At 60.8% G+C, this 25,594-nt stretch carries 23 protein-coding genes and 1 pseudogene; 23 read left to right on the plus strand and 1 reads right to left on the minus strand.

What is annotated here, in order from left to right; genetic code table 11:
- Nucleotides 1-9: 9 nt before the first annotated feature.
- From AC1Q5P_RS03490 to AC1Q5P_RS03550, 13 genes are all read left to right on the plus strand, one after another.
- Complete coding sequence (locus tag AC1Q5P_RS03490; protein WP_011415055.1) at nt 10-801, plus strand: cyclase family protein; 792 nt, start codon at nt 10-12, stop codon at nt 799-801.
- 13 nt (nt 802-814) lie between these two features.
- The gene (gene kce / locus AC1Q5P_RS03495) at nt 815-1,744 is read left to right on the plus strand and encodes a 3,5-dioxohexanoate:acetyl-CoA acetone transferase (protein WP_011415056.1); all 930 of its coding nucleotides are present in this window, start codon (nt 815-817) and stop codon (nt 1,742-1,744) included.
- 609 nt (nt 1,745-2,353) lie between these two features.
- Nucleotides 2,354-4,897, plus strand: coding sequence for a TonB-dependent receptor (locus AC1Q5P_RS03500; protein WP_058811980.1), 2,544 nt, complete (start codon nt 2,354-2,356; stop codon nt 4,895-4,897).
- Between the two features lie 85 nt (nt 4,898-4,982).
- Nucleotides 4,983-5,126, plus strand: a complete 144-nt coding sequence (locus AC1Q5P_RS03505; protein WP_011415058.1) for a hypothetical protein — start codon at nt 4,983-4,985, stop codon at nt 5,124-5,126.
- Between the two features lies 1 nt (nt 5,127).
- Nucleotides 5,128-6,552, plus strand: a complete 1,425-nt coding sequence (locus AC1Q5P_RS03510) for an aldehyde dehydrogenase family protein (RefSeq protein WP_067678632.1) — start codon at nt 5,128-5,130, stop codon at nt 6,550-6,552.
- A 76-nt stretch (nt 6,553-6,628) separates the two neighbouring features.
- Nucleotides 6,629-8,263, plus strand: coding sequence for a GMC family oxidoreductase (locus AC1Q5P_RS03515; RefSeq protein ID WP_082657348.1), 1,635 nt, complete (start codon nt 6,629-6,631; stop codon nt 8,261-8,263).
- Nucleotides 8,264-8,392: 129 nt separating this feature from the next.
- Nucleotides 8,393-9,937 (plus strand): class I adenylate-forming enzyme family protein, encoded by a 1,545-nt coding sequence (locus AC1Q5P_RS03520; protein WP_026108915.1) that lies wholly within the window; start codon nt 8,393-8,395, stop codon nt 9,935-9,937.
- A 66-nt stretch (nt 9,938-10,003) separates the two neighbouring features.
- Nucleotides 10,004-10,798, plus strand: a complete 795-nt coding sequence (locus AC1Q5P_RS03525) for an enoyl-CoA hydratase/isomerase family protein (RefSeq protein ID WP_054525391.1) — start codon at nt 10,004-10,006, stop codon at nt 10,796-10,798.
- Nucleotides 10,799-10,841: 43 nt separating this feature from the next.
- Nucleotides 10,842-12,080 (plus strand): thiolase family protein, encoded by a 1,239-nt coding sequence (locus tag AC1Q5P_RS03530; protein ID WP_011415063.1) that lies wholly within the window; start codon nt 10,842-10,844, stop codon nt 12,078-12,080.
- A gap of 37 nt (nt 12,081-12,117) precedes the next feature.
- The gene (locus tag AC1Q5P_RS03535) at nt 12,118-13,263 is read left to right on the plus strand and encodes an acyl-CoA dehydrogenase family protein (protein ID WP_011415064.1); all 1,146 of its coding nucleotides are present in this window, start codon (nt 12,118-12,120) and stop codon (nt 13,261-13,263) included.
- Between the two features lie 105 nt (nt 13,264-13,368).
- Nucleotides 13,369-14,271 carry an SDR family oxidoreductase gene (locus AC1Q5P_RS03540; protein ID WP_054525393.1) on the plus strand — a complete coding sequence of 301 codons (903 nt, stop codon included), beginning with the start codon at nt 13,369-13,371 and terminating at the stop codon, nt 14,269-14,271.
- A gap of 197 nt (nt 14,272-14,468) precedes the next feature.
- Complete coding sequence (locus AC1Q5P_RS03545) at nt 14,469-15,578, plus strand: TonB-dependent receptor plug domain-containing protein (protein ID WP_492518145.1); 1,110 nt, start codon at nt 14,469-14,471, stop codon at nt 15,576-15,578.
- A 12-nt stretch (nt 15,579-15,590) separates the two neighbouring features.
- Nucleotides 15,591-16,616: a TonB-dependent receptor gene (locus AC1Q5P_RS03550; protein WP_230959507.1), complete on the plus strand. Its 1,026-nt coding sequence runs from the start codon at nt 15,591-15,593 to the stop codon at nt 16,614-16,616.
- Nucleotides 16,617-16,780: 164 nt separating this feature from the next.
- Here the strand turns inward: AC1Q5P_RS03550 and AC1Q5P_RS03555 are convergent, their stop codons facing one another.
- Complete coding sequence (locus AC1Q5P_RS03555; protein WP_011415069.1) at nt 16,781-17,830, minus strand: LysR family transcriptional regulator; 1,050 nt, start codon at nt 17,828-17,830, stop codon at nt 16,781-16,783.
- 32 nt (nt 17,831-17,862) lie between these two features.
- Here AC1Q5P_RS03555 and AC1Q5P_RS03560 point away from each other — a divergent pair, with 32 nt between their 5' ends.
- From AC1Q5P_RS03560 to AC1Q5P_RS03605, 10 genes and pseudogenes are all read left to right on the plus strand, one after another.
- Nucleotides 17,863-19,008: a CaiB/BaiF CoA transferase family protein gene (locus AC1Q5P_RS03560; protein ID WP_041685272.1), complete on the plus strand. Its 1,146-nt coding sequence runs from the start codon at nt 17,863-17,865 to the stop codon at nt 19,006-19,008.
- A gap of 482 nt (nt 19,009-19,490) precedes the next feature.
- A complete protein-coding gene (locus AC1Q5P_RS03565; RefSeq protein ID WP_017499963.1) occupies nt 19,491-19,817 on the plus strand; it encodes a helix-turn-helix domain-containing protein in 327 nt (108 codons plus the stop codon).
- A gap of 86 nt (nt 19,818-19,903) precedes the next feature.
- Nucleotides 19,904-20,650, plus strand: a complete 747-nt coding sequence (locus AC1Q5P_RS03570; protein ID WP_066113774.1) for a LuxR family transcriptional regulator — start codon at nt 19,904-19,906, stop codon at nt 20,648-20,650.
- 92 nt (nt 20,651-20,742) lie between these two features.
- Nucleotides 20,743-21,357 (plus strand): acyl-homoserine-lactone synthase, encoded by a 615-nt coding sequence (locus AC1Q5P_RS03575; protein WP_058454899.1) that lies wholly within the window; start codon nt 20,743-20,745, stop codon nt 21,355-21,357.
- A 5-nt stretch (nt 21,358-21,362) separates the two neighbouring features.
- A complete protein-coding gene (locus AC1Q5P_RS03580) occupies nt 21,363-22,244 on the plus strand; it encodes a phytanoyl-CoA dioxygenase family protein (protein ID WP_082731460.1) in 882 nt (293 codons plus the stop codon).
- Nucleotides 22,245-22,274: 30 nt separating this feature from the next.
- Nucleotides 22,275-22,583, plus strand: a complete 309-nt coding sequence (locus AC1Q5P_RS03585; protein ID WP_082657684.1) for a helix-turn-helix domain-containing protein — start codon at nt 22,275-22,277, stop codon at nt 22,581-22,583.
- The gene (locus AC1Q5P_RS03590) at nt 22,576-23,097 is read left to right on the plus strand and encodes a S26 family signal peptidase (RefSeq protein WP_058454897.1); all 522 of its coding nucleotides are present in this window, start codon (nt 22,576-22,578) and stop codon (nt 23,095-23,097) included. The genes AC1Q5P_RS03585 and AC1Q5P_RS03590 overlap by 8 nt, the downstream gene beginning before the upstream one ends.
- Nucleotides 23,085-23,726, plus strand: coding sequence for a lytic transglycosylase domain-containing protein (locus AC1Q5P_RS03595; RefSeq protein WP_058454896.1), 642 nt, complete (start codon nt 23,085-23,087; stop codon nt 23,724-23,726). Before AC1Q5P_RS03590 ends, AC1Q5P_RS03595 begins: the two co-directional genes overlap by 13 nt.
- A gap of 69 nt (nt 23,727-23,795) precedes the next feature.
- On the plus strand, nt 23,796-24,236 hold the full coding sequence (locus AC1Q5P_RS03600) for a hypothetical protein (protein WP_137775485.1): 441 nt from the start codon (nt 23,796-23,798) through the stop codon (nt 24,234-24,236).
- Nucleotides 24,237-24,752: 516 nt separating this feature from the next.
- Nucleotides 24,753-25,538, plus strand: a pseudogene (locus AC1Q5P_RS03605) (ArdC family protein); the annotation flags it as partial.
- Nucleotides 25,539-25,594: the final 56 nt, after the last annotated feature.

Below are 25,594 nucleotides of genomic sequence, written 5' to 3' on the forward strand. Positions count from 1 at the left end.
TATATTCTCATGATCACGATTCCCACCGCCGAGTCCATCATCGACATTTCGATGCCCATCGAGAATGATATCGTATCGGATCCGGCGGCCTTTCGTCCACGGGTCCGATATTTCGGGCACGATGATACACGAGAACAGATGCTGGCCTTCTTCCCCGGAATGACGGCCAGCGACCTGCCCGATGGCGAGGCCTGGGCGATCGAGCATGTCGAGCTGATCACGCACAACGGCACGCATCTCGACGCACCTTACCATTTTCATTCGACGATGGATGGGGGCAAGCGGGCGATCACGATCGACGAGGTTCCGCTCCACTGGTGCTGCCAACCAGGCGTCAAGCTCGATTTCCGGCATTTCCCCGATGGCTATGTGGTGACCGCCGAGGATGTTCGGGCTGAACTCGATCGGATCGGCGTCAAGCTCAGCCCGCTGACCATCGTGGTCATCAACACGCGGGCCGGTTCGGCCTACGGCACGGATGACTATGTCAACGCGGGGTGTGGAATGGGCCGCGAAGCCACGCTTCACCTGCTTGAGCGCGGTGTCCGGGTGACAGGGACCGATGCATGGTCATGGGACGCGCCGTTCACTTACACGGCGCAGAAATATGCCGAAACCGGGAATGCCGACCTGATCTGGGAGGGGCACAAAGCGGGTCGGGAAATCGGCTATTGCCATCTGGAGAAGCTGCATAATCTCGAAGCGCTTCCATCCTCCGGATTCACCGTGATGTGTTTCCCGACCAAGATCAAAGGCGCTTCGGCAGGCTGGACCCGCGCGGTCGCCGTCCTCGACGATTGAATGGAGTCTGGCCATGAGCAACAAGGTCATCATCAGCTGCGCGGTGACGGGATCGGCGCACACGCCGACGATGTCGGACGCGCTCCCGGTCACGCCCGAGGAGATCGCCGAGCAGTCGATCGCCGCCGCCGAAGCGGGCGCGGCGATCCTGCATCTCCATGCCCGCATCCCCGAGGACGGTAGGCCGACCGGCGATCCCGAGGTCTATGCCCGCTTCCTGCCCGTGATCCGGCAGCGCACCGACGCCGTCATCAACATCACGACGGGCGGTGCGGCCACCATGCCGGTCGCCGAGCGCCTCGCCGCCTCTGCGCGTTTCAAGCCCGAGCTTTGCTCGCTCAACATGGGCTCGCTCAATTTCGCCTTCTTCCCCGCCGCGAAGCGCATCGCCGACTGGAAATACGCGTGGGAGAAGGACTATGTCACCGGCTCCGACGACTATATCTTCCGCAACACCTTCCGCGATATCGAGACGATCCTCACGACGATGGCGGAGGCGGGTACCAAATTTGAGCATGAATGCTATGACGTCGGCCATCTCTACAATCTCGCCCATTTCGTCGATCGCGGCCTGGTGAAGCCACCCTTCTTCGTCCAGATGATCTTCGGCATATTGGGCGGCATCGGTGCCGATCTCGAAAATCTTCATTATATGAAGGAAACCGCCGATCGCCTCTTCGGACGCGGCAATTACCGCTGGTCGGTGCTCGCCGCGGGTAGGCACCAGATGCCCTTTCTGACGCAGGCGGCGTTGCTCGGCGGCTATGTCCGCGTCGGGCTCGAGGACAGCCTTTTCATCGAACGCGGCGTCCTTGCGGCTTCGAATGCCCAGCAGGTCGAGAAGATCAAGCGCATCCTCGCCGAAATGGGTCACGAACCCGCGAGCCCCGCCGAAGCGAGGGAAATCCTCGGTCTCAAGGGCAGTGACCGCGTCGCCTTCTGAGCCGTGCACAGGAAGCAAGCGAATGAGGGCTTCGGTCATCGACCGATTCGGCCGTCCAGACACGGCCCTTTGGCGTGCCTGAGAATCCGTATCGCCAGATGAATTCGTACCTCATCTTCATGATCCAACAACGGCACAATGCACAGCCCGTATACGCGGATGTCGACGGGGCTGCTTTCAAGGCGCGCTGTCGCCGCTCACGGCGACAGAGATGGTGCATTCACGGTCACCCGAATAGCTGATTTCCTTTGCTACTCGGCAAGGGAAAACCGTTGGCACCGCCGATTACACCGATACACCGTTTGGAAAAGCTGGATTGGAACGCCTCGCGCGCGCGCATCCGTCCCGCTGGGCGCGCTCAGCGTGACTATTCCAATGAAGTGTATGGGGTCATTTGCTCCGCCACGAGACGTCGCCGGTGCAGGCTCAACAATCCTCAATCAATGAGTGGAAGGAATAGTTCGCCAACAAATTGAATTGGACGATGAGCCCCAAGGCGCGGCAAATGGCGCCAAATCAAAAAATGCCGTGGGGAGGACAGTCATGGTCACAGCCTTTAGGACAAATTTGCTTTGTGCCACCGCGCTATCGATCGCGTGTGCGCTTGCAGTGCCGGCACATGCCCAGGACGCTGCATCGCAGGGCGAAAAGCCCGAGGCGCAGGAAGGTGGCCTTGAGACAATCGTCGTCACGGCGCAGAAGCGCGAACAGAATTTGCAGGATGTTCCGGCCGCCGTTTCCGCCATAGGCGGCGAGACGCTGCGCACGCGCGGCATCACGGAGACCTCAGACTTGATGGGCGCGATCCCCAGCCTGCAAGTCACCACTCCCTATGGTCGCACCCAACCGAATTTCTCGCTGCGCGGGATTTCAGTGGCGAACGAATTTTCCGCCTCCACTGCGTCGCCGGTTGGCGTCTATGTCGATGAAGTCTATCAGAGCTTCCGGGCGAGCCATGGCCTGCAACTCTATGACATCGACCGGGTCGAGGTACTGCGCGGACCGCAAGGAACACTCTACGGTCGCAACACCACGGGTGGCGCGATCAGCTTCTTCACGCGCAAGCCGGATCTGGGAGAGGCCAATGGCTATCTGACCGCCGGCTATGCCAATTACGACACTTTCACGGTGCAGGGCGCCGCTGAAGCGACGCTGGTTCCCGACATCTTGGGCGTCCGCGTCGCCGGTACTTTTGCAAAAGGGGATGGTTGGCAGCGCAATGTACTGCCTGGGAATGAGCGCGACCTAGGGACCACCGATACGATCGGCGGTCGCATCTCGATCCGCTTCCGGCCCGATCCCGATCTCGACATCAATTTGAAGCTCTATGCCGCGAAGGACGATCCATGGGGCACCGCGCCCTATGCAGGTGGTCAACTCGCGGGCGGGCAGGATGCGCTCGGCTATTCGCGTTACGATCCGCAACCTTTCCTAGGCGGGCGGTTGCTGCGTGACAATGAGGTCGCAGTTGATCGGGTAGGTAAGAACATCAGCAAGTCGAAAGGGATAGCCCTCAACATCAAATGGGATGTCAGCGACCAATTCTCCGTCACCTCGATTACCGGCTACGACACCGGCGACTATATCAACAATCCTGATGATTGCGATGGCGGCCCAGCCGATCTCTGCTCGATCGGCCTCACGTCGACGAGCAAGAATTTCAACCAGGATCTGCGTTTCAGCTATTCGAACGACCGCCTCGATATCATTGCCGGCCTTTATTATGGCAGGGACAAGGTCAAGTCGGTCAACTACCCGGACTTTTTCGGGGCGCTGAGGCCGCTGCTGCTTGGCGCCGGTCTTCCGGGCAGCTACAATAACGCCGCAATCGGAACGCCCGACGCGATCCGCTATATCCCAGCCTTTGCCGCCAATCCGGCGTTGGGGCCTGGCGATGCCGGATTCTGCGACGCGATCGAGATCAATCCCAACGGCTTCCTTGATGCACGCTCGCTGATTGCACTCCAGACCGACATCGCGATCAATAATACGGGCAATGGCGGCATGGGGGGTAGCTTTTCGGCGGGCTGCGCCGGGGCAGGCGCGCCTCCGTTCACCCCGATCCTCGGCGAACAGCGTTTTGACGTGTCGCGCCCCTCGAAGGCGATCTACGGCGACGTAACCTGGAAAACGACCGAGCGGCTGACCGTGGCGGTGGGTGCACGCTACACCCAGGATAAGGTCAATTACCTTAACGGCAGCACTTTCCTCTATGCGCTCGACGGTACGACGCCGGTTGTCAACCTGATCCCCTACAGCAATCCATACAACCCCAATCTCGCGCCGCTTGAGCAGCGCGAAAAGGCAAACAGGCTAACCGGCCGTATCAATGTCAGCTATGAGTTCGCCGATGATATCATGGGCTATCTCCAGTACAGTCGCGGTTACCGCAGCGGCAGCTTCAACGGGCTTGCCTATCAGGGCGTCAATCAAGTCTATTATATCCAGCCTGAAAAGGTGAATGCATATGAGGCGGGGCTCAAAACCCGGCTGTTCGATCGCCGCGTCCAACTTAACCTCGCGGGCTTCTACTACGAGTATTCGAATCACCAAGTAACGCAGGTGGTTGGCGCTACAACCTTCACGCGCAGCGCCAATGGTCGCCTGTTCGGTGGCGAGGCCGAACTCGCCTGGCAGGTGGCCGATACGTTGCGTTTCGATGCTTCGCTGGGCTATCTCAACAGCAAGTACAAAGGCAATGTGATCGATCCGGCAAACCCGGCAAGCCCGACATTGAACGTCAACGGCAATCCCTTCCCGAACGCGCCGGAGGTTACGTTCCAGGCCGGATTCGACTGGGATATGATCGATGACGGCACCAACAAGCTGACCTTGCGCGGTGATGCGTCCTACATGGGCAAGTACTATTTTGATCCGTTCAAGAATTATGGGCAGACACCGTGCGATACACCCCCAGCGGGATCGAACATAACGCTCGCGGGTAAGGCGATTACATGCGCAAATCCGGGCTACTGGCTCGCCAATGCGCGATTAACCTATGCGCACGACAATATGTCGGTTAGCTTGTGGGCGAAGAATCTGTTCGACAAATATTACTACACCTACGGCCTCAACATGAACGTGTTCGGCTACGATTATCTGAACCGCGGCATGCCGCGCACTTATGGCGTCGAAGCGACAGTCAAGTTCTGATCGCTGCTGCGACGGGGGCGGCGGGCATCCTCTCCCGCCCGCTGCCCCCGATTTTTCGACCTGACTTTCAGACCGAGGAGTATCCATGATGCGTTCCACCGGCAACGGTCCCTCATTCATCGGCACGGCGTACAGAATCGAGCGCGCTGCGATCACTGAGATCGGCGCAGCTGAAAGCACCGCCCAGGCGAGCAGCGCCGAGCGGCCGGCGCGCCTCCGGACGATTTAACGTGGATGCGTCTTGGAACAGAACTGAGCTGGAACGAATTTTCGCGACCCAACGCGAAGGGACGCGTGAGCAGGTTTCGCGCAGCTACGAAGAACGCATGGACCTGCTCGGGCGCCTTGGCCGGATATTTGAGCAGCACAGAGACGAATTGGTCGATGCCGTTGCCGCCGATTTCGGCATTCGATCCCGCTACGAGACTATCCTGCTCGACCTGATGCTTGGCATATCGGAAATTAAATTTGCGCGCCGCAATCTGAAGACGTGGCTGAGGCCGCGGCGGGTGAAGACTGACATCTTCGGCCTTCCCGGTTCATCGCGCCTGGTCCCCCAGCCCCTAGGTGTGGTGGGCGTTCTCGGCACGTGGAACTATCCGCTCGGCACCATATTCGTTGGCGCGGCCGGTGCATTGGCGGCCGGCAACCGCGTGATCGCAAAGCCGAGCGAAGTTTCCGCCAACGCCGCCGAAGCCAGCGAGCGGCTTGTGCGCCGGTATTTCGCCGAAGAGGAATTCGCGATTGTCCAGGGCGGGCCCGACATGGCACAGGCGATGACGGCCCTACCTTTCGACCATATTCTCTTCACCGGTTCACCCGCGGTTGGCCGCAAAGTCTATGAAGCGGCGGCTGCCAACCTTACACCTGTTACTCTGGAACTTGGCGGCAAATGCCCTGCCATCGTGGGCAAGGGTGCATCGCTTGCACAAGTCTGTGAAAGCTTAGTGTTCGGCAAGCTGCTCAACGCCGGCCAGACCTGCATCGCCGCTGACTATGCCTTCGTCCATGTCGATCAGATGGAAAGCTTCGTCGCCGCACTCCGCGCTCAGGTTGCCAAATGCTACCCCAACGCGGCAAGCAACCCCGATTTCACCAGTATCATCAATGACCGACAGTTCGCGCGGCTCCAAGGTTTGCTCGATGATGCCGAAGCCAAGGGCGCGACGGTGCTCAACCTCTCGGACAACGGCGATGGAACGCTTCCTGAACGGCATCGGATCGTGCCGTTGGCGGTTCTCGACGTTACCGATGACATGGCGATGATGCAGGAGGAGATTTTCGGACCGATCCTGCCGATCATGCCATATCGCTCCGAAGACGATCTCATTCGCTACGTAAACCGGCATGAGCGCCCGCTGGCGCTCTATTATTTTGGCGACGAAAGTGAGGAACGGCGCAAGATCATTTCCGAAACGCACGCTGGCGGCGTGACTCTCAACGGCACGGTCATGCACGTCTTCCAGCGCCGGCTGCCTTTCGGTGGCATCGGACAGAGCGGCATCGGTGCCTATACCGGCGTCGCCAGTTTCGAGCGCTTCACTCATTACAAGCCGGTGTTCTCTCAGCCGAAACTCAGCCTGCTTGGTCAACTTCTGCCACCCTATTCGAGCAAGACCGAAGGACTACTCAACATCTTCGAAAAGATCCTCTGACGTGGCTGCGGCGGTTGATGCTGGCATGTTGCATGACGCCGGGTCGCCAGCATGGGTCGAATGACAAGGGAAGCAAATGGCTGACTATGTAATTATTGGAGGTGGGTCGTCGGGCGGCGTTATCGCCAGCCGGTTGTCCGAGGACCCCGATGTCACCGTTTGCCTGCTCGAGGCAGGCGGCCCAGGCACCTCGCCGCTTGTGTCCACGCCCGGCGCTTTTGCGGCGCTGATCCAAGACTATCGGATCAATACGCTCAACTGGCGGTTCAACACCGACCCTTCAAAGGCGCTCAACGACCGCCGCCTCTACAATCCGCGCGGGAAGATGCTGGGTGGATCGAGCGGTATGAACGGGATGGTCTATATCCGCGGCGACCGGTCGGATTTCGACCACTGGGCCGAACTCGGCAACGACGGCTGGGGTTACAACGATGTCCTGCCCTATTTCCGCAAGGCTGAGAATAATGAGCGCGGTGAGGATGAGTTTCACGGCTCGTCGGGACCGCTTCACGTATCCAACGGCAAGCGCGAATTCGATGTCTATGATGCTTTCATCGAGGCGGCGACTGGACTGGACCATCAAGCCAATCCGGACTTCAATGGGGCCAGCCAGGAAGGTGTCGGCATCTATCAGTTTACCGTGAAGGACGGGAAGCGCGCCAGCGTGAAGGCGTGTTACCTTGATCCGGTGATGGGCAGGCGCGGCAACCTCCGCGTCGAAGTACATGCCCGCGTCCATCGTATCAGGTTTGAGGGCAACCGCGCGGTGGCAGTCGAGTATTCCCAGGACGGGCAGTTGAAGACGATCCCGTGCGAAAAGGAAGTCATTGTCAGCGGCGGCGCCTATAATTCGCCCCAACTGTTGATGCTTTCCGGTATCGGACCGCGTGATGAGTTGGAGAAGCATGGAATCGAAGTGATTCATGATATTCCCGGTGTCGGCCAGAATCTTCACGACCATCCTGACCTGATGCTGGTCTACCAGTCGAAGAAGCGGCTCGGGATCGCACTCAATGTCGTTGGCGCGATCAAGACCGTGCGAGACCTATTCCAGTATCTCACGCAAAGGAAAAGCTGGCTGGCATCGCCGCCCACGGCTGCAGGCGGTTTCTTGCGATCCGCGCCGGGGCAGAACCGGGCGGATTGCCAGGTCCATGTCGTGCCGCTCGCCTATCGCGACCATGCGCGCGACTACAAGCTGATGACGAAATGGGGCTATACGATCATTCTCAATATTGGGCGCCCAAAGAGCCGCGGCTGGGTTGCCTTACATGACTCAAACCCCGAATCCGATCCCAAGATGGACCTCAATCTCTTGAGTCATCCCGACGACCTCAAGACGTTGCGCAATGCCTTCCGTGTCGTGCAGGAGATCCTGCATTCGGATCGCATGAAGGCGATGATGAAACGGCCTCTCTATCCTGACCGCTACCTTGAAACTGATGAAGAGATCGACGCCTATATCCGGGCAGAAGCCAATCATGCTTATCATCCGGTGGGAACATGCAAGATGGGCACCGACGAGATGGCGGTGGTCGACAACCGCCTGCGCGTTCACGGCCTCGCAAATATCCGCGTGGCCGATGCCTCGATCATGCCATCAGTCGTCAACGGCAACACCAATGCAACCTGCATCATGATCGGCGAGAAAGCCGCCGACATGATCCGGCACGATAATATGAGCAGCAAGAATAGCATCGCAGAATATTGAATTGGACGATTGGATCAATGCTGCAGACACAGATGCTTACGAAAAGAAGTCCGGAGAGGCCTATCGCATGTCAGTTTATTATGTGTCGACTGCGCCATTGTGGGCGAGCGCCTTAGAGGAGCGCGGCTGATGGACGTCCGTACGCAAATACGTCGCGCCGCACGTTATTTCGCCCAGCAAGAGGCTCTCGTTCACGGCCACAGGCGGTTGACTTTCTCGGAAGCCTGGTTGCGCGGCGTGAAGCTCGCAAATGCTCTTGCGGAGTGCGGCCTTCAACCGGGTGACCGGATTGCTACGCTGGAGAAGAACTCCATCGAGGCCGCCGACATCATACTGGCGGCTGCCATTGGAAACTATACGCGTGTTCCTCTCTATGCGCGCAACCGATGTGAAGCGCACGCCCATATGATCGCGAGTACCGGATCTCGGTTGGCGCTGGTCGATGAGGCATTGGCTTCGGAGTTGGCGGGGCTGGATGCCCAAGCTCCGACGCTTGAGCGGATCATTATCCGCGATCACAACTATGAGAATTGGTTGGCGACAGCCTCGGACCGGGATCCCGATCCCGTCGTCGCGCCGGAGGACTATTGTGTCATCCGCCACACCGGCGGCACGACGGGCAAACCCAAGGGCGTTGCCTATCGGCACCGTTCATGGATGACGATCTCCGCCGCATTTTTCAGCATCGGCCCCCAAGTGGCTCCAGGGGATGCCATTCTGCATGTCGGCCCGTTGTCCCATGCATCGGGCTTCCTGTTCGTGCCGGCCTGGTATTGCGGCGCCCGCAACGTGATGATGGACGGCTTCGATCCAGCGTCCTTTCTTGACACTCTCGAGCAGGAACGGATCAGCCATGCCTTTGTAGCCCCCACCATGCTCAATGCCATAGTGCATCACGACGGGGCATATGGCCGCCACTTTCCGAATTTGAAGTTTCTGCTGAGTGCTTCAGCGCCGATCTCCGAGCCGACGCTTCGCAAGTCGTGCCAGATATTCGGGAATCATGTTCTTCATTCGGGCTATGGACAGACCGAAATCCTGCCCATCGCGTCTATGGGGCCCAACGAGTGGTTCGGCGAATTTGAAGGTTCTGCCCCAATTCGGGCGGTCGGACGTCCCATGAGCGGCGCCGATATCGAAATCCGTAACGAGGACGGAAAGGTGCTGGGACCAAACGAGCCCGGCGAGATCGTCGCACGGTTCGAAAATGGCCAGATGGAGGAATTCTGGAACGATCCGGAGGAAACCGCCCGGCGCATGGAAGATGGCTGGGTCAAAACCGGCGATGTCGGCATGATCGACACAAACGGATTTTTGTATCTGCTCGATCGCAACAACGACATGATCGTGTCAGGCGGCTTCAATATCTATCCCACCGAAATCGAAAACGTAATTGCCGACCATCCCGGTGTACTCGAGGTCGCGGTCTTTGGCGTGCCCCATGAAAAATGGGGTGAAACGCCGCTTGCAATGGTGCGTGTCAAGCCCGGAGCACAAATCACGGAGACCGAGATAATAGATTTGGTGCGCCAGCGTCTGGGCTCCGCAAAAAAGCCAAGCAAGGTCGTTTTTACCGCCGAGCCACTGCCGTTGAGCAATGTCGGAAAGGTGCTTCGTTCAAAGCTTCGAGAGCCCTATTGGGCGGGCCAGGACCGGCGCATTTCGGGGGCATGACCGACGCAGCCATCCTAGCCACATCCTCTATTCCGGTGACCGCCTGCCGGCGCGCGGGAGACTGCAATGGATTATGAATACATCCTGGTTGAGCAACGCGGCCCAGCGCTTTGGGTGACCCTCAACCGGCCGGCAGCGTTGAACAGTCTGTCGTTGGCTTTGGCCGAGGAACTAGCCGCAGCGATCGAGGCAGCGGAAGCAGATGCGACGGTGCGCGCTTGCATTCTTACCGGCGCCGGACGGGCGTTTTGCGCTGGCGCGGATCTGCTCGCAATTGGCGATGGAACAGGCGGACAAACTCTCGCCGAACGCTTAAATCTGTTTCTGCCGCGGCTCGGTCAGGCTTTTAACAGGATCGAGACGTCGCGCCTTCCGATAATTGCGGCGGTCAACGGCCTTACGCTCGCCGGCGGCTTGGAACTGGTGTTGTGTTGTGATCTCGTCATTGCCGCGCACCCGGCCAGATTTGGCGACGCCCATGCAAATTACGGCCTGTTGCCCGGCGGTGGAGGGTCGGTTCGACTCCCTAGGAAGATCGGCGAAGCGCGTGCGAAACATCTGATGATGACCGGCGGGACCATCTCGGCTGCCGAGATGAAGGAAGCCGGACTCGTGACCCAACTGGTTGCTCCCGAGGATCTCATTGCGGCAGCGCAAGCGCTGGTAGAATCTCTTGCAGAAAAGAGCCGGCCAGGGCTCGCCTACATGAAGCAGCTAGTCCGCGCTGCGCAGGATAGCTCGCTCGAAGTCGGGCTGCGTCAGGAACTCGAAGCCATGGCTGCTTACGCCTTGTCCAACGACATTGTCGAAGGACTGGCGGCATTCCGGGAGAAGCGGAAGCCCGATTTTTCCGACCGGTGAGACCTGATCGGATGCGGAACACATTGGAAGAATGGATCAACGAATGACCGACATATTCGTCATGGGGGTTGGGATGACCCCGTTCGGAAAACAGTTCGACAAGAGCCTGAAAATGCTCTGCGCCGAAGCTTCGTCGCAGGCCTTTTCCGACGCAGGATGCACCGCCGGCGATGTCGAAGCCATCTTCTTCGGCAATTGCGTCCAGGGGCATATGGAGGGCCAGGACATGATCCGCGGCGAAATCGTGGCGCGAGCGATGGGCATCTCAAGCGTTCCCGTGGTGAATGTCGAAAACGCATGTGCGACGGCTTCCACGGCCTTGCACATGGCCGCCGCCTATGTTCGATCGGGGGCAGCGGATGTCGTACTCGCGCTCGGCGCGGAGAAGATGTACTCGCCCGACAAGGCGCTCATGTTCAGTGCATTCGATGGCGCTTGGGACGTGCATGAAACCGAGTCGGGCCGCGCGCAGCTGCTGGCCATGGGCAATGGCGTCGATGTTCCGGAAGGAACGACATCGAGTCAGCCTTACAGCGTTTTCATGGATGTATACGCCGCGATGGCACGCGCGCACATGAAGACCTACGGCTCGACGCAAGCGCAAATCGCGGCCGTCTCGGCGAAAAATCACATGCATTCGACGCGCAATCTGCTTGCCCAGTATCGCCTCCCATATACCGTCGAAAGTGTACTCGCTGCGCCTCCGATCGTTTACCCGTTCACACTGCCGATGTGCTCTCCGATCAGCGACGGCGCCGCCGCTGCGATCATCTGCAGCGAAGCCGGTCGGCGCAAACTGTCGGCAGCCCCGGACAGGGCGCTAAGAATCCTGGCGTCTGTGCTGCAAACCGGCGCCGCGCGCGATCCCTTTGATTATGACCACCATGTCAGCCGCCTTGCGGCGAACCGGGCCTATGCGATGGCCGGCGTGGGGCCAGAAGATATTGGCGTCGCGGAGGTGCATGACGCCACGGCGGTTGGCGAGATCATTGAAATCGAGGCGCTCGGCCTGACGCCGCCTGGCGAGGGCGGACTCGCGGCAGAGCGCGGTGAGACGGCGCTGGGTGGGCGTATTCCGGTAAACACGTCGGGCGGGCTTGAATGCAAGGGACATCCGATCGGCGCCACCGGGCTCGGCCAAATCTACGAGCTTGCGCTGCAATTGCGCGGCGAGGCGGAAGATCGACAGGTTCCGAATGCCCGGTTCGCGATCGCGCAGAACGGCGGAGGTGTCATCGGGGTGGAAGAGGCGGTGGTCGCCGTCACGATCCTGGGCCGGTAGTTGTCAGAGCGCGCCTAGGGAAACACGGGGTCACGATATGAACTTTGAGCTGTCCGATGAACAACGCATGGCGGTGGAAACCGTCCGCCGCTTTCTCGACAACAAGCTTGAGCCGGAAATCCGCCGGCATGGGGAGCGGTTCATCCCCAAACCGCTCATGAAGGAATGGACTCAAGCACTGACCGGCTATGGCCATATTACCGCACCGCATCAGGAGCAATGGGGCGGGCTTGATATGGGATGGCTCACTCATCTGCTCATTTTCGAGGAGATCGCCTATTCCTCGCTCGATGTGGCCATACCCGGCTTCATCAACGCGGTTGGCGCAGAACTCATCCGCCGCTTCGCCCCGGAGACGATCAAGCAACGCTATCTTGCCGACCTCGTCGCGGCCGAGAAGTTCGTTTCGCTCGGCATCTCGGAGCCCGATGTCGGCTCGGACGTCGCCGCCATCAAGACACGCGCCGTACGAGACGGCGATTTCTGGGTCATCAATGGCGAAAAGACCTGGATCACCAACGGAGCCTACTCGGACATCTTCATCTGTACGTGCAAGACTGGCGAAAATGAAGTCACTCACATCCTGGTCGATCGTGACGAGAGTGAGTATGAGGTGCGCGATATCCAGAAGATGGCGCTCAACGGCCAATCGACTGCACAGATATTCCTGACCGAATGCCGCGTACCGGTGGCAAACACGATCGGCCGGGTCGGCGATGGATTGCGCAATACGTTGCAAGTGTTCGAGATTGCCCGCTGCCATATGGCGATGTGGAGTATCGGCATCGCACGGCGAGCAATGGATGAGGCGATCGCGTACGCTCGCGATCGCGCGCAGCATGGCAAGAAGATCGCCGGCCATCAGCTGATCGCCGACAAGATCGCCATCATGGCGACCAAGATCGACGCAGCCCGTCTGTTGACGCACCGGGCAATATCCCTCGTCCAGGCGGGCACGCGCGCAGAGACGGAATGCTCGATGGCCAAGTGGTACGCCACCGAAATGGCGATCGAAGCGACGCGCGATGCGCTTCAGATCCATGGCGGCAACGGCGTCACCCGCGAATTCATCGTCGAGCGGCTGGTGCGTGAGGCGATCATTTGCCCCATCCCCGATGGCACGACGGAGATTCAAAAGCTTGTTGTTTCGCGCGCCCTGACCGGCATTCAAGCCTTTCGGTAAGGCTCAGACGAAAACGACAGCGTCGACGGAAATGGAGCCGCGTGCCTGACTCGCACAGGATCAAATGCGCAGATGCGTCGCTCAGGTAAAAGAGGCAGACAAGCGATGGACGAAGAGCTTCGTTTCGATGGCAGGGTAGTGGTTGTGACCGGAGCCGGAGGCGGACTTGGGCGCCAGTACGCGCTGATGTTTGGCGGGCGCGGAGCCAAGGTGGTGGTGAATGATCTGGGTGGCGACGAGAAAGGGAGCGGCAGCTGCTCCACAGCCGCTGACAATGTGGTCGACGAAATTCGAGCCACGGGCGGTCAGGCGGTGGCAAATTATGCGTCGGTCGAGGAGGGCGCGCTGATCATCCAAGCCGCGCTTGACAACTTCGGAACCGTTGACGTCGTCATCAACAATGCCGGCATCCTGCGCGATGTGAGCTTCCACAAAATGACCGACGAAGACTGGACACTGCTTCAGCGGGTCCATCTGAATGGGACGCGGGCAGTGACGCAGGCAGCATGGCCGATACTGCGCGACAAGGGCTATGGCCGCATCGTCATGACCACGTCTGCAGCCGCAATCTACGGCAACTTCGGTCAGGCCAACTATGCCGCAGCCAAGCTCGGAATATTGGGGCTTGCGAACGCGCTGGCGGAGGAGGGGCGGTCCAGAAACATCCAGGTTAATACGATCGCCCCAATCGCCGCATCGCGTATGACCGCGACCGCCTTTCCACAAGAGTTTCTCGCCAATCTCAGAGCGGAAGCGATCAGTCCATTGGTCGGTTGGCTTGCGCACGAGAATTGCAGCGAAACCAAAGGGCTTTTTGAAGTTGGAGCCGGCTATATCGCCAAGCTTAGGTGGGAGCGCGCGCTTGGGCACGCCTTCGGAGCGGACAGGGCGTTCACGCTCGATGATGTCGCCCGGCACTGGGGTAGAATTGTCGACTTCACGGATGCCGAGCACCCGCTCGGGCTGAATGACAGCCTTGAGGCGGTAGAACGGGCGCTGAGAGCGTAATCAACCCAATGAATTACCATGATATTTTTGAGCGGCCGTCGGGCTGCCGATGGCGTCGTGCCGCCGCCAGATATCGATGAGCAGCAGGAATAGTTCTGCAGCGAATTGAATTGGACGACGGCCCTCAAATGCCGCCAAACGGCATGAACTACACAATATCTCCTGGGAAGAGAGGATCAGCCATGAGAGGATGTCTATTGGCGTCTGCCGCGTTGTTGTGCTCGGGAACAGCATTTGCCCAGGAAGCAACGCCCCAGGCGAACGACCAAACCGGGAGCGCCACGGAAGCGCTGGCTGAGGACATTGTCGTTACCGCCACCAAAAAGGGCTATGGCGAAAGCGTGCAGAAAGTACCGATGGCGGTCACGGCTTTTGGTGAAGCGCAGTTGGATGCCAAGTTCGTCCAGAATCTTCAAAGTCTGAGCTACGACGTTCCCAACGTCCAGCTCGAGGATGTGGGTACGGCACCGGGCTATGCCAATTTCACTATCCGGGGCCTCGGCATCAACAGCACGATCCCATCGATCGACCCCACCGTAGGCGTTTTCACTGACGGTATTTACCTCGGCATCAACGCTGGTGTCGTGCTGGACAACTTCGACCTTGAGGGGATCGAAGTTCTGCGTGGACCGCAAGGCTTGCTTTTCGGTCGCAACGTTACCGGCGGTGCCGTGGTTGTGCGGACCACACGGCCCAGCTTCGATTTTGGAGCCAAAGCCAAGCTATCCATTGAAACGGGACTGAAGAAGACCGTAAGCGGCACGGTTACCGGACCTATCGTCGATGACGTTTTGGCTGCCAAATTGGCCGTCTACTACAGCGACGACAATGGCTGGTTTCGCAACCGCTTCGACAATCGCAGCTTCGGTAAATCACATGACCTTATCATTCGCCCGGCACTTTCGCTCAAGGGTGGCGACCGCTTCCGAATGGATCTCCGCTATGAGCATGGCGATGTCGAAAGCGATGGAGCCCCTGTCCAGAGTCACGCGCTGTTTCCCCGCGACAGCTTCAGGTTTTCGATCAATTTCCCAGGTTTCTATGATGCCAAATGGGACCAGGCGATCGTGGAAACCAACATCGATGTCGGTCTGGGCGGAGGCGTCTTCACCAACATCGCTGGCTATCGGAAATTCCGATCCTCCGCGGGCGCTGATATCGATGGAACACCACAGTCCTTCTTTCATGCCTTTTTCGAAATCGACCAGGATCAGCTCAGCGACGAACTTCGTTATGCCGGAAGGTTCGGTGACGTCGAATTGACAACCGGTCTATACTATTTTTCCCAGGATCTTCGTTACGCCTAGCTGCGGAATCTTTTGGGCGGTGCTCGGATCGTTTCCGGTGGGGGTACGCAAGACCAGACAACATGGGGCATTTTTGCTTCGACCGACTGGCATTTCACCGATACGCTGACCTTGAATCTCGGCGCGCGGTATAGCTGGGAACGCAAAGCCGTTCGGGTCTCGGCCTTGCGCGCAAATGGTTGCAATCTAGACACGCTGATCTGTGCAACCAATTTCGCCGACGCGGCAAAATGGCGAGGGTTTACGCCGAAAATCGGCCTTCAGTGGAAGCCGGATGACGACACGCAGATTTATGGCCTTTACACGCGCGGGTTCCGCAGCGGCGGATATAATTTGCGCAACACCGATCCCGCTGTGCCGCCGGGGCCATTCAATCAAGAGACCCAGGACAGTTTCGAACTCGGCGCCAAGAAGCAATTCGGGCGCCACCGGATCAACCTGGCGGCCTTCTACAATCGCATGAAGGACCTGCAGCGCGAGATCAACCTGCCCGGACCGCTTGGCGTCAGCCAGGTCATACGGAACACCGCCGACGCCACAATCAAAGGCGTCGAGGCCGAGGGGCAGTTTTTTCTTTTGTCCAACCTCGTGATTTCGGGTCAGCTCGGCTACGTGAATGGCCAGTATCGCAACGTCCAGTTCGACCTCAGCGGTGATGGCGTCATCAACGATGTGGATCGTGCGCTCAAATTGCCAAGGCTGTCGCCATGGACCTATGGCGTGGGGCTGACTTATGATCAGCAGCTTGGCGAATTGGGGACAGCAACGGCGCGTGTCAGCTTCACGCATCGCGACAAGGCGGCATTCACCGACAACAACGTCGGCTTCCTTCAGGGCGCCGATATGCTCGATGCGAGCCTCACATTGGCGACCGACAACAAGCACTGGCGCTTCTCCATCTATGGCCGAAACCTCCTGAATGAGGTGACGATTGGCGGCGATACACCTTTGCCGGCGGCCTTCGGGGGCACGGGTGCAAGCCTTTCACCGCTAAACAGGGGGCGCGTCATCGGCGGAGAAGTGGCGATTAGCTTCTAGGCCATTTTCGAGGCGAGTGGAATCACCCGCCAACTCGGAAAATGCCCAAGATCAATTTGCTAGAGCATTTCCTGCCGGAAAGCCGGTTCCCACTTCTGCGCGAAATGCTCTAGCTGATCGCGACGGATGCAGCGGATTTCCGATCGCACCCCGCCCCCTTGCCGTTAATCCGATGGTGCGGTGCGCCATGCCTGACGAACAAGGCTGACGAGCGCACGGCCAGCCGGTTTTACCTGCCAGCGGCTACGCACAGCATAACAAAGCGTCAATGGATCGAATAAACCGATTCCCTCCAAGGCCACGAAATTGGCGCGAAACCATGAGTTCTCGGTGAACTGTTTTGCAACCATCCCGATAGCATCGGATGTGGCAACGATCCGTCGAACCAATTGAAAATAGTCTGTCATGTGGATCCAGTCAGCGGGACGCTTACCGCTTTTTTCGTACATCTGCTGAATGATCGATGTGTAGGGTTCGGAAGATGAGGGCACTACGAATTCGAACTGGACCAGCGGCTCCTTGCTGGTCGGGTTTATCCCCAGAATGGGATGATTGTTCCGCACAAAAGGCAGTATTTCGATCGAGGCGACCCGCTCGCACTTGAATTCCGGCCAGCGTGCAAAGGCCGCTTCAAGTCCAAAGGCGACATCGATATCGCCGCGCGACAGGAGTCGCACGCCCCTTTCGCTGTTGCCCGAAACGACTTCGACGCGCACTGCCGGATGGCGCCGCAGCAAAGAAACCAGAGGTTGGGTGAGCAACCAGTCGATTGACCCTGGGAACAGTCCGATTCGAAGCGGGCCCGCATAGGCGTCGGCGCGGCGGGCTGTATCTCCGAGTAGTTCAGCTGCGTCGGCAAGCAAGCGCGCTGCGCGATCGATAAATTCGCGTCCCTCCTCTGTCGGCATCGCGCCCCGTGAGGTCCGATGGAAAAGGGAATAGCCAAGATACCGTTCGAGTTCAGCGACACTCTTGGTCACCGCCGACTGCGTGACACCAACCGCATCCGCTGCCCTGGAGAAGGAACGAAGCTGACCAACCGCGACGGCATGCTTGAGGCGAGAATCGAGCATGGACATGCCCCACAGGAATAATTGCTCCAGAGAATGAATTAGGCGAATCAAGGTCATTTTGCCAATCTTACTTTCGACACTGCCGCCCAGCACGACTGCAACCCGTCTCGAAATCTGGAGCGGCGAAACGGCCTGGATCAAAGCGCCAAGGTCTCAGACGCAGGTATGCCTGAATGACGAAAACTGGTCCGCTTGCAGGCCTCAAAATACTCGAAATTGCGGGCATCGGCCCGGCGCCGTTTTGCGGAATGCTGTTGGCCGACCTTGGCGCCGATGTCGTCGTCATTGAACGCGTAAGCCCTAACTCCGAAAATATCGATCTTGGCAGCGGCGCCATTGTGAACCGCGGGAAACGTGTAATTGCCTTGGATCTGAAGTCCCCCGAAGGCGTCGCGCATGTCCTGGATCTCGTCCAAAGGGGCGATGTACTGATCGAAGGCATGCGGCCTGGGGTGATGGAGAGGCTCGGCCTTGGTCCCGAGGTTTGCCTAGCGCGTAACCCCCGCCTTGTATTCGGTCGCATGACGGGTTGGGGGCAGCAGGGACCTCTCGCCCAAGCGGCCGGCCATGACATCAACTATATCGCGCTGTCAGGAGCCCTTTGGTATGCTGGGCATCCTGGTGAACCGCCAATGGCGCCGCCAAGCCTGGTAGGCGATATTGGGGGTGGAGCGCTTTATTTGGCCATCGGCGTCCTCGCAGCGGCAATGCACGCCCGGGATACCGGGAATGGGCAAGTGGTTGACGCCGCGATCGTCGATGGGAGCGCTCACATGATGAACTTGCTCCTGAGCCTGAAGGCCGCCGGCCAGGTTGCCAGCATACGCGGCTGCAGCATCCTTGACGGCCCTCACTGGTACTCGACCTATCGGTGCGCCGACGGGAATTTCATCTCAGTCGGATCACTCGAGCCCAAGTTCTATGCGCTGCTTTGCAAAAAGCTGGGGTTGGCCGGCGATAGCAGTTTTGACGACGGCTATGATCGTGATGCCTGGCCCGAGCTCAAGCAGCGTTTTAGCGAGATATTCGCCATGCGGACACGGGAAGAATGGCGCGCACTGCTGGAAGGCAGCGATGCCTGCTTTGCCCCCGTGCTTGATCCGGACGAAGCGGCGCGCCATCCTCATATGGCAGCGCGAGGCGTCTATCGGGAGATCGACAATATCCTTCAGGCAATGCCGGCGCCACGTTTTTCGGGCTCGTCACTACCGATCCCCGGACCGATCCCGCTGCATCATGAAGATCCGAGTACAATTCGGCGGGGCTGGAGCAAACCGGACCGCTGCGGGATTACCGCCAGAACCGACTGTTGCGAGTAGTCGGTTGGCATGGTGGGCGGCCAGCGGCCCGACACGAACGGTGATTTCATAACTATGAACCAATGCGACGCTCCGCTTCGCTGCATTCAAATCAAAGGAGACAACGACACACAGGCACGTCAAACTATCCGATGATTCCTGTACGCCACGCCGGAACGGCGATTGCGGACGTGTCCACGGGACGTTGTTCGCATCGTGATTCGCTCGGCGCTTGAAATCAATGCTCGCCCCGGATGTGACGACGCCGATGGGATTTCCACTGCGGCGGCCACGGCCAATGTCCTGGCGTGAGGGCTTCGGTCATCGACCGATTCGACCGTCCGAATGCGGTCTTTTGGCGCGCCTGAGAATCCGCATCAGAGTTGAGTGCGCGTTGTTCGGGAATCTCATTTAAATATTTGTAAAAACGTAATAATATAGATAATAACTCCAACCTGTATCCAGTGTGGAGTAATGGTCGCAGGGCGTGAACTTACGCCCTTATGGATGCGTCGAAGTCCTTCAGTTTGAATCTCAGGAAATTGCGGCTTGCGATGCGCATCACGCAAGAAGCGCTCGCCCATGATGCGGGCACGAGCAGCTCTTATCTGAGTGCGATCGAAAATGGCCGGTCGAGCCCGACGCTGAAAGCAATGGAGCGGCTCGCGAAGGCACTCGGCGTCAATGCCGTCTATCTCTTGTCCGGCCGGATATCGATCTCGATCGTTTCGGACGACGAACTGGAAATCGGCGCGATACTGGCGCGCCCGGCGGTGACGCTCCGGCGCCATCCGCACAAGCCGACGGGGCGGCCGAGCAAGACCAAGTAAATCATCGGGGGCTGCACGCGCGTGGGCTGGAACCACGCGCCCGATAGACGCGCCCGCAACGCGCGCGTCGAAAGGAGTGCCCCTCGGTGCCGTTTCGCGACCTCGATGCCTATATTAAGCAGGCCAGGCGCGCGAACAGTGATCGCGAGCTGTTCAGTTGCAGCGAGGCCGCCGCACGCCAGCTCGGCCTCCCATGGCTCGCGATCGTCCAGAGCATGGCCTTCTTTCAGCCCGGTGGGCGATATTTCCGCATGGACAATTTCCAGAGCTGGGGCGACGTTTTCGTCGCCGAAGGCTATTACCGCGACGATCCCGCCTTGCTCGCGGCGCGCTCGACAAGCCGGGCGTTCGGCTGGCACGAAATGGAGCGACTGCTGGGCGGCTTCACGCGGCGGCAGGCGCGCATCGTGCGCGAAGCCGCGCGTCATGGCCTGCGCAACGGCCTCACCGTTCCGATTGGCGTCGCCGGCGAGCCGCCCGGATGCTGTACGTTCGCAACGCGCGACGGGCAATTGCCGCCATCGCATATCTGCCGGATCGCGACGCTGATGGCGAGCGAGGCTTTTACCGAGGCGCGGCGCTTGCACGGCTTTCCGGCGCGCCGCCTGGAATTGCCCCATCTCAGCCCAAAGCGGCTCGAATGCTTTCGCTTGGCGGCGATGGGCAAGAGCGACGTCGAGATCGGGATCATGATGCACATCGCGCCAACGACCGTGCGCACCTACATGCGCGACCTGCGCGAGCATTTCGGCATCTATTCCCGCGCGCAGCTCCCGGCGATCGCGCTCGCCTGCGGGATCGTCTGCATCGAGGAGATCGTCCCGCGCTTCTGAGTAGGATCGCCGCATCCTCAATATTGACGACTGTTTGAACTCCGCATCTCTGCTCCTTTTGCGACCGTTCACGTTGAACGGGAGCTACTGCTATGATCCATATTGTCCAAGGGTGCTCGCTTACCGATGCGCGCGCCGCCTCGATGTTCGAGGACCGCAAGACCCTGTTCGTCGATCTGCTGGGCTGGGATGTTCCGGTCGTCGGCGGCCGCTATGAAATCGACAGCTATGACGGCGACAAGGCGGTCTATCTGATCGCCACCGACGATGGCTGCATTCACCAGGGGTCGATGCGGCTGCTATCGACAGAGGGCGCGCATCTGCTCGCCGATCGTTTCGCGTCGCTCTGCGAGTGCGATGCGCCCCGGGGGGAGCAGGTTCGCGAGATTACGCGACTTTGCCTGCCGCAACGATTGGGCGCCCCCGGACGCCTGCGTGTCCGCAACCGGCTCATCTCGGCGATGGTCGATCATGCGCTCGGCAGCGGAATCACCATGCTAACCGGCGTCGTGACCGCTGCTTTTCGCGAGGAGGTTTTGGCGATGGGCTGGCGCGCAGCGCCGCTCGGCCCCGCGCGCCGCATCGATGGCGCGTTCCTTGGAGCGTTCCGCATCGAGATCTGCGCCGGTACGCCTGCGCTGCTGGCGTCGAACGGCATCTATGTGCCGGGTGCGATCACTCCCGATGCGGCGGCAAGAGCCGCGTGAAGGGAATGGCGATGCACGACCCCGCCCGCCTAGCCGCGATGCTGCTCGCCGACGGTTATGTCATTGTCGATAACGCCGTGCCGACCGAGCTAATCACCGCGCTCGAAGCCGAACTCGCACCGCGCTTCGTCGCCACGCCCTTTTGCGAAGGCGGATTCTACGGAGCCCGCACCAAGCGCTTTGGCGCGTTGTTGCGGCGTTCACGGCATATCGCCGGCCTTGTGCTGCACCCGATCATCTGCGGTATCGCCGAAACGGTGCTCGGGGAATGGTGCGATCGTATCGTTCTCAACCTCACCCAGGCGATCGAAATCCATCCCGGCGCGCTCGCGCAGGTGCCGCACCGCGACCAGGATCTCTGGGGCGGCGTCAAGACCGGGATGCACTATCAGATCAACGTCATCTGGCCGATCGATCCGTTCACGCTGGAGAGTGGCGCGACGCTGGTCTGGCCGGGCAGCCATCACGATGCGGCATCGCAACCGGGCGATGCACGTCCGGTCGCCGCCGAAATGCCACCCGGCTCCGCGCTGCTGTTCCTCGGATCGATCCTGCATGGTGCCGGCGCTAACCAGTCCGATCATGTGCGCCGCGCGGTCATCACCTCCTATTGCCTCGGATGGCTGCGGACGTTCGAGAATCAGTATCTCGTCTACCCGCCCGCCATCGCTCGAGCGTTCGATCCCGATCTGGCCGCGCTCATCGGCTATGCCCAGCATCGCCCCAATCTCGGTAATGTCGAAGGCCAGTGCCCATCGGTGCTGCTTTACCGCGACGATATTGACGGCCTCCCGGCGATCGACGCGCTGCTTCCCGGTCAGGCGGACATGTTGGACGCCTACGTCGCGGATCAGGAAGCGGCGCGTGCGGGCCTGATCGGCGGGTAACGCGGGTTCGTCGGACTAGACGCTGCATCCATGACACACGATCCGAACGACAAAGCAGGCGGCGGCGCACGAACACCGACCGAGGTGGCGCCGCCCGCTGTGAACGGTGGAGCTGTATCTTCGACCGCGGAGCGCGCCCGGCGGGCACGCGAACATTGCCCGTTCCTGACAACCAAGCAGGCCGCGTTCCATCTCGGCCTCGCAGCGGACACGCTCAAGAAGATGCGCCGCGAGCGGCGCGGTCCGTGCTGCCGGAAACACGGCACCGTCTGGCGCTACCATATCGACGATATCGAGGCCTGGTCGCGCGCGAACATGCGGGATGGCGGAAATGGCTAGGCTGTTACCCTCCCGTCTGCCGGTTCGGGCCTCCGTGCTGATCAGTGTTGGCGTCGCCGCGCTGACGGCGACGATCGCGCTGCCCCCGACGCCGCGGCTGGTCTGGAACGTGTCGGCCAGCGCGCCGATCGGCCTCTATGCCGTTGGCGGCCGTCACGACATCGCGGCTGGCGACATGGTGCTGGCCCGCGTGCCCGACCGCTGGCGCCGGCTCGCCGCCGAGCGGCGCTACATTCCGATCAACGTCCCTTTGGTGAAGCGCGTCGCGGCCGTGCCCGGCGACCGCGTTTGCGCCCGTGGTCGCGATATCTCCGTAAATGGCCGCCCAGTCACTGATCGCCGCGAAGCTGACGGCCGCGGGCGGCCGATGCCGCGGTGGAGCGGATGTGTGACACTGAGAACCGGTGCGCTGTTCCTCCTGATGGACAGCCCGGATTCGTTCGACGGGCGTTATTTCGGACCGACATCGCGCGGCGACGTCATCGGCGAGGCGCGGCTGTTGTGGCTGGGCTGAGGGTCGCCATCACCGCCTTGGCGCTGCTAGCGGCGGCGCCGGCTGGCGCGCAGTCGGTCGTTCACTGGCGGCCTTATATCGAGGCAGCCTCGGCGCGTTTCGGCGTGCCGGTAGAATGGATCGAGCGCGTCATGCGCGCCGAGAGCGGCGGACGCACGATGCTGGACGGTCGCCCGATCACCAGCCACGCCGGCGCGATGGGGCTGATGCAGCTCATGCCCGGCACCTGGTCCGAAATGCGCGCGCGGCTCGGGCTCGGGTCCGATCCACATAGCCCGCGCGACAACATATTGGCGGGGACGCTCTATCTTCGCCTGATGTATGACCGCTTCGGCTATCCCGGTCTGTTCGCAGCCTATAATGCGGGACCGGCACGCTATGCCGAGCACGTGCGGACCGGCCGCGCGCTGCCCGGCGAGACCCGCGCCTATCTCGCGAGCGTCGCCGGAGTGCCCGTCAATTCCCAGTCGGCTGTCGCGGCCGCCAGTGCAACGCCGCGTACCGCCAATGCCATCTTCTTCGCGATCGGCGACCGGCCCCCTGCCGGCCGGAGCGAAGCCGGCGCGGCCACGCTGTTCGTCGTGCTACGCGCAGGGCCGCCCGAGACGGCTGCGCCAGGCCGTCCGTAGTGAGCACCGATCCGGGCTTCATGCGGATTCGTGTTTCTGCTATGTTCCGAGGCTATGGAGTTGGTCGTCATGCTGCTCGGTCTGATCCTTTCCGCCACCGGCATCGTCCTCTTCGCCTGGGCGATGTTCCGGCTCGCCGTCTTCGCGCTCCCGGTCGGGCTGGGTGCGGCCACCTTTCTGTGGGCGGCGGGTGGCGAGCTGGGGCTGTTGCTCGGCCTGCTTCTCGGCCTCGTCGTCGGCGTCGCGGCCTTGCTGATCGGACGCATGCTCATCGCGTCACGGTTGCCGGTTCCAGTTCGCGGGGCGGTCGCTTTTCTCTTCGCTGTGCCCGCCGGGATCGCCGGCCACAGCGTCGTCTCCGGCCTGATGCATCTCGGCGGCGCGCGGCCGACCGCGACCGGCATCGCCGCGGCGGTCGGCGCGATCATCATCGCCAGTGCCGCCATGATGAGCCTGTTGCCCGCGATGACCGCTCGCACCGGTTCGCACGGATCCCCGCTGCACGGTTGATCCGCGGCGGGTCAGTCGGCCGAGTGCTCGCCTCCGCGTCACCGTCGCGTAAGGCGACCATGGCGAGAGTGCGTCAAGACGGCAGGGTCTGACCTGACGCATCCGGGTTTTTGGGCGCCTCGCGCCTGCGGCGCGACCGCCGCTCTATTCCGCTAGGCTCACATCCGTTCGCCAAGCTCCACCGGGCCACGCTTCGCGCGTCCCGGCCAAAGGTGATGATCGGACTGGCGGGATGCCGGAGCCTTGCTCCGGCCTGTCGTCGCCGCGCCTGACCGGCGCGGCGGCGTTTTTCGTTGGGCCTTCCCCTCGTCGCACGGGTGGACGGCGCTCCCTTCTGGGCCCGGCCCGGCGTCCCGCAAGCCGGCCCTCGACTGCGCTCGGGCTCGGCTCCTCCATTGCATTGCGGCCCTGCGGGTGCGGACCGCCTTCTGGCCGCGCCCGGCAGGTCGCAGTTCGCCGCCCACCCCCGCTCCGGGGGAGGCCCTGGGGTTTTTGGGGCGGTGCAGGAGGATAGCCATGCGCCAGAGCGGCAAGCATCGCGCGCGCGGAGAAGCTGGCAGGAGCCAGCCCCCGGCAGAGCGCGCCAATCTTTACGACGAGGTGACGAACCGGATCGTTGCCGAACTTGAGGCGGGCCGCGTTCCTTGGGTCCAGCCTTGGGGCCGCCCCAATGGTCAAGGCTTCTCCGCCGCCCCCGGCCTTCCGCGCAATGCGCTCACCAGCCGCAATTACAGCGGCGTCAACGTGCTCATTCTCTGGGGCGCGGTTATCGAGTGCGGTTATCCTTCGCAATCGTGGCTGACCTTCCGCCAAGCCCTTGAAGCAGGCGGCAACGTCCGCAAGGGCGAGCGCGGGACCACCGTTGTCTATGCCGACCGCTTCACCCCCGAGGCCGAGAAGGAACGCGCACGCCTGACCGGCGACGAGGCCCGCGCCGTGCCCTTCCTCAAACGCTTCACCGTGTTCAACGTCGCGCAATGCGAAGGCTTGCGCCCCGGCCTTGCCGCCGGCCCCGCGCCGCTCCCCGAACGCCAGATCGTGCCCGTCGCCGAAGCGGTTATTGCCGCATCGGGCGTCGATTTCCGCATCGGCGGCAACCGTGCCTTCTATGTACCCGCGCATGATTATGTGCAGGTTCCGCCGCAACCCGCGTTCTTCGAGCAGATCAACTATTATCGCACCGCGCTGCACGAACTGACCCATTCGACCGGCCACGCCTCGCGCCTCGACCGCAAGATTCTCAACCCGTTCGGCAGCAAGGACTACGCCCGCGAGGAACTGGTCGCCTTATCTGGACAGTCTGCGCCGCCCGCAACATTGCAGTAAGGTCGGCGATGGACGCCCACGGTAGGCAGTTA

It is taken from the genome of Novosphingobium sp. GW835-FHT14H07, from assembly GCF_058793515.1.